Source organism: Aquabacterium sp. A08 (assembly GCF_011742065.1).
Genome location: NZ_JAAQQT010000546.1, coordinates 1 through 4,534 on the forward strand (window position 1 = coordinate 1; position 4,534 = coordinate 4,534).

Below are 4,534 nucleotides of genomic sequence, written 5' to 3' on the forward strand. Positions count from 1 at the left end.
GGTGTCGGCCGACGCACAGCTGGCCCAGGCCCTGGCCCGGGGGCCGGACAACGCCGGTCCGCTGAACTCGCACCGGTTGGTGTTGCGCACCTTGGTGCTGATGCGCGAGCGGTCGCCCGCCTACCTGCGGCACTTTCTGGCGCACCTGGACGCGCTGTTGTGGCTGGAGCAGGTGCAGGCCCCGCCCAAAAGCGGCCCGGCCGACAGCAAACCCGCGCGCCGCCGTTCCAAAGCCTGACAGGGGCTGCCGGCCAGCGCCGGAACAGCCGCGCACGACTCGGGCGCCGACGCGCAGCGGTCCGCCGGCGCAGGCCCGCGCCTCAGTGCGGCACGCCGAGCTGGTCGAGCGCGTCGCCCACCAGTTCCAGCCGCAGCAGCGGGCTGTCCAGCGTCAGCAGGCGTTGCTTGGTTTCGGCGGGCAAGGGCAGCAGTTCGGCCCAGCGGTGGGCCAGCCAGCCGGCGTCCTGCCAGGGGCTGCCGACGTCTGAATCGGGCGGCAGTGGGGCCAGTTGCCCCGGGTGGTCGGCCTGCAGGCGGGCGTGCAGCTGCCGCAGGGCGGTGCCCATGCCCTGCAGTTCGGGCGGTACCGGCACGGCCTGGTCGGAGGGCAGGGTCTGCACCTCGGCCACCCACAGGCCGTGTTTGAGTTTTTCACACGTCAGCACGCGGAAGCGCTCCCCGCCGGTGCAGACGATGCGCAGCAGCCCGGGTTGGGGCTGCACCACCTCGGTCAGGTGGGCCAGCGTGCCCACCGGCAGGAAGGACTCCTGCGCATAGGCCTCGCCACCCTGCGGGTCGCGCCGCTGCACCTCGTGGCCCTGCTGCAGCGTCACCACGCCAAAGGGCGTGCCCTCGCGCTGGCAGCGCTGCATCATGTCCAGGTAGCGCACCTCAAAAATCTGCAGCGGCAACACGCCGCCGGGGAACAACACCGTGCCCAGCGGAAACAGGGGGATGTGCACCGTCGTCACCCGGGCCGCAAGTCGTGGCTCAGGCGACGGCGTCGGCGCTCTGGCGCTGCAGCATGGCCAGCACGTTGGCCACGGTGCCGCGCAGCTCGCGCCGGTCGCAAATGAAGTCCACCGCGCCCTTGGTCTGCAGGAATTCGGCGCGCTGGAAACCCTCGGGCAGCTTCACCCGCACGGTGTTTTCGATCACGCGCGGGCCGGCAAAGCCGATCAGGGCCTTGGGTTCGGCGATCACCACGTCGCCGACGAAGGCGAAACCGGCGCTCACGCCGCCCATGGTCGGGTCGGTCAGCACGCTGATGTAGGGCAGGCCCTTCTTGGCCAGCCGGGTGAGGGCGGCGTTGGTCTTGGCCATCTGCATCAGGCTCAGCAGGCCTTCCTGCATGCGCGCGCCGCCAGTGGCGGTGAAGCACAGGAAGGGCACCTTCTGTTCGATGGCGTTTTCCACGCCGCGCACAAAACGCTCGCCCACCACCGAGCCCATGGAGCCGCCCATGAAGTCGAACTCGAAACACGCCACCACCACCGGCAGGGTGTGCACCGCCCCGCCCATGACGACCAGCGCATCGGTCTCGCCGGTGGCCTCCAGCGCTTCTTTCAGGCGCTCGGGGTATTTGCGGCTATCCTTGAACTTCAGCGCATCGACCGGGATGACCTCCTGGCCGATCTCGTAGCGGCCTTCGGCGTCCAGGAACGCGTTCAAACGGGCGCGGGCACCGATGCGGTGGTGGTGCGAGCAGTGCGGGCAGACGTTCTGGTTCTTTTCCAGGTCGGTCTTGTAGAGTACCGCTTCGCAGCTCGGGCACTTGATCCACAGCCCCTCGGGGATGCTGCGGCGCTCGGCCGGGTCGGTGTGGGTGATCTTGGGGGGCAACAGTTTTTCGAGCCAGGACATGGTTTCTCCTTGCTGGTCACAGGGAACGCCGCCCACCGGGTGGGGTGGGGCGCTCGCGAATGGGCGACATTATGCGCGCAAGCCGTCCAGCGCCTGGCGGATGCCGGCGAGGAAGGCGCCCGCCACCGGGGCGACGTTCTCGCGGGTTTCGTGCTCGATCAGCTGGATGATCTTGGTGCCGATGACCACCGCGTCGGCGCTGCGGCCCACGGCGCAGGCGGTGGCCGCGTCGCGGATGCCAAAGCCCACGCCCACCGGGGTGTTCACGTGGCGGCGGATGCGCGGCAGCATGGCTTCCACCGCGTCGGTGTCGAGGTGGCCGGCGCCGGTCACGCCCTTGAGCGACACGTAGTACACGTAGCCGCTGGCGACGCGGCCCACCTGGGCCATGCGCTCGTCGGTGCTGGTGGGGGCCAGCAGGAAGATCAGGTCCAGCCCGTGCTGCTTCAAAGCGGCGGCAAAGGCCTCGCATTCCTCGGGCGGGTAGTCCACGATCAGCACACCGTCCACGCCGGCGGCGGCGGCGTCGCGCGCGAAGCTGCCGGCGCCGTGCTTGATTTCGTAGCGCTCCACCGGGTTGGCGTAACCCATCAGCACCACCGGGGTGGTGGCGTCGGTCTGGCGGAAGGCGCGCACCATGTCCAGCACCTGGGCCATGCCCACGCCGAAGGTCAGCGCTTGTTCACCGGCCTTCTGGATCACCGGGCCGTCGGCCATGGGGTCGGAGAACGGCACGCCGAGTTCGATGATGTCCGAACCCGCCGCGACCATGGCGTGCATCAGCTCGGGTGTCACGTCGGCATAGGGGAAGCCGGCGGTGACGTAGGGGATCAGCGCCTTGCGGCCCTGGGCCTGGAGCTGCTGGAGGGTAGAGGCGATGCGGCTCATGGCGTCAGGCTTTCATCAGGGTCACGGGCTGTTCGGTGCCGCCCTTGACGGACTGGCCACGGCAGCTGGGGCGGCAATAAAAATCGGCTTGCGACAGGTCGGCCACGGTGCCGATGTCCTTGTCGCCCCGGCCCGACAGGTTGACCAGGATGGACTGGTTCGGCCGCATGGTCTTGGCCAGCTTCAGCGCGTAAGCCACCGCGTGGCTGGACTCCAGCGCGGGGATGATGCCCTCGGTGCGGCACAGGTAGTGGAAGGCCTCCAGCGCCTCGGTGTCGGTGATGCCCACGTACTCGGCCCGGCCGATGTCCTTGAGCCAGGCGTGTTCGGGGCCCACGCCGGGGTAGTCCAGCCCGGCGCTGATGCTGTGGGTTTCGGTGATCTGGCCGTTGTCGTCCTGCAGGATGTAGGTGCGGTTGCCGTGCAGCACGCCGGGCTGGCCCAGTTGCAGCGAGGCGGAGTGCTTGTTCGTGTCCATGCCTTCGCCCGCGGCTTCCACGCCGATCAGGCGCGTGCCCTCGTGCGCGATGTAGGGGTGGAAAATGCCCATGGCGTTGCTGCCGCCACCGACGCAGGCGATCACCGCGTCGGGTTGCAATTCGGTGCCGTTGCCGGGCAGCCGCAGGTCGGCCAGCATCTCGGGCATCTGCTCCAGCGCCTCGTTGCCGATCACGCTCTGGAAGTCCCGCACCATCATGGGGTAGGGGTGCGGGCCGGCCACGGTGCCGATGATGTAGAAGGTGTTTTCCACGTTCGTCACCCAGTCGCGCATGGCCTCGTTCAGCGCGTCCTTTAGGGTCTTGCTGCCGCTTTCCACCGGCACCACGGTGGCGCCCAGCAGCTTCATGCGGTACACGTTGGGGCTTTGGCGCTTCACGTCCTCGGCGCCCATGTACACCACGCATTCCAGCCCATAGCGGGCGCAGATGGTGGCCGTGGCCACACCGTGCTGGCCGGCACCGGTCTCGGCAATGACGCGCGGCTTGCCCATGCGCTTGGCCAGCATGGCCTGACCGATGACGTTGTTGATCTTGTGCGCGCCGGTGTGGTTCAGGTCCTCGCGCTTGAGGAAGATTTGCGCGCCGCCCATTTCGCGGCTGGTGCGCGCGGCGTGGTACACCGGGCTGGGCCGGCCCACGAAGTGTTTGAGTTCGTACTGGAATTCGCGCAGGAACTCGGGGTCGTGCTGGTACCGGGCATAGGCCGCGCGCAGTTCGGCGATGGCGTGGGTCAGCGTCTCGCTGATGAAGCTGCCGCCGTAGGGGCCGAAATGGCCCTGAGCATCGGGTTGCTGGTATTCGAACATGGTTCGGCTTTCAAAGAGGGTGGGGCGGTGGAGGCCAGCGCCCACTGGGGAGGTGGTTTGCACCCGCGACGCGGGTCTGGGGGCCGTGACGGCGGCGGGGTGCGCGGGGAGGGCGTTCAGTCTGCAACGGGTTCGGCATCGGCGCGGCGCACGGCGGCCACGAAGCGGTCGATCAGGTCCGGGCACTTGATGCCCTTGGCGCTTTCCACGCCCGAACTCACGTCAACCGCCCAAGGCCGCACCAAGCGCACGCCATCGGTCGCATTTGCAGGTGTGAGCCCACCAGACAAAACGAGGCGAGCGCTGGCGTTGAGTTGCGGGTGTGACCACGGGAAGGCTGTCCAGTCGAAAGCGTGTCCACCACCGCCGTAGCCTTGGACCTGGGCGTCCAGCAGCAGGGCCTGGGCGTGGCGGTGATCTGCCGCATATTTTAGGAGATCGAAGTTGCGCGCGCCATCGCCCAGGGGCACGCGGGCC

At 68.6% G+C, this 4,534-nt stretch carries 6 protein-coding genes; 1 reads left to right on the plus strand and 5 read right to left on the minus strand.

The features are described 5' to 3' along the window. On the plus strand, nt 1-238 hold a 238-nt coding region (locus HA630_RS04810; RefSeq protein ID WP_166832829.1), incomplete at its 5' end, for a DUF2894 domain-containing protein. An 82-nt stretch (nt 239-320) separates the two neighbouring features. Here the strand turns inward: HA630_RS04810 and HA630_RS04815 are convergent. The 5 genes from HA630_RS04815 to HA630_RS04835 form a co-directional block, all read right to left on the minus strand. Further along, nucleotides 321-962: an LON peptidase substrate-binding domain-containing protein gene (locus HA630_RS04815; protein ID WP_371809199.1), complete on the minus strand. Its 642-nt coding sequence runs from the start codon at nt 960-962 to the stop codon at nt 321-323. A 28-nt stretch (nt 963-990) separates the two neighbouring features. Next, nucleotides 991-1,863, minus strand: a complete 873-nt coding sequence (gene accD / locus HA630_RS04820; RefSeq protein ID WP_166832833.1) for an acetyl-CoA carboxylase, carboxyltransferase subunit beta — start codon at nt 1,861-1,863, stop codon at nt 991-993. Between the two features lie 69 nt (nt 1,864-1,932). Beyond that, nucleotides 1,933-2,751 carry a tryptophan synthase subunit alpha gene (trpA, locus tag HA630_RS04825; RefSeq protein WP_166832835.1) on the minus strand — a complete coding sequence of 273 codons (819 nt, stop codon included), beginning with the start codon at nt 2,749-2,751 and terminating at the stop codon, nt 1,933-1,935. A gap of 4 nt (nt 2,752-2,755) precedes the next feature. Continuing rightward, on the minus strand, nt 2,756-4,057 hold the full coding sequence (gene trpB, locus HA630_RS04830) for a tryptophan synthase subunit beta (RefSeq protein WP_166832837.1): 1,302 nt from the start codon (nt 4,055-4,057) through the stop codon (nt 2,756-2,758). Nucleotides 4,058-4,173: 116 nt separating this feature from the next. Further along, nucleotides 4,174-4,534 (minus strand): phosphoribosylanthranilate isomerase (locus HA630_RS04835; RefSeq protein ID WP_407061934.1); only part of this gene is annotated, 361 nt, incomplete at its 5' end.

Excerpts from the sequence above, each read along its gene's own strand:
- trpA (WP_166832835.1), bottom strand. The coding sequence starts at position 2,751 with ATGAGCCGCATCGCCTCTACCCTCCAGCAGCTCCAGGCCCAGGGCCGC.
- accD (WP_166832833.1), bottom strand. The coding sequence starts at position 1,863 with ATGTCCTGGCTCGAAAAACTGTTGCCCCCCAAGATCACCCACACCGAC.
- trpB (WP_166832837.1), bottom strand. The coding sequence starts at position 4,057 with ATGTTCGAATACCAGCAACCCGATGCTCAGGGCCATTTCGGCCCCTAC.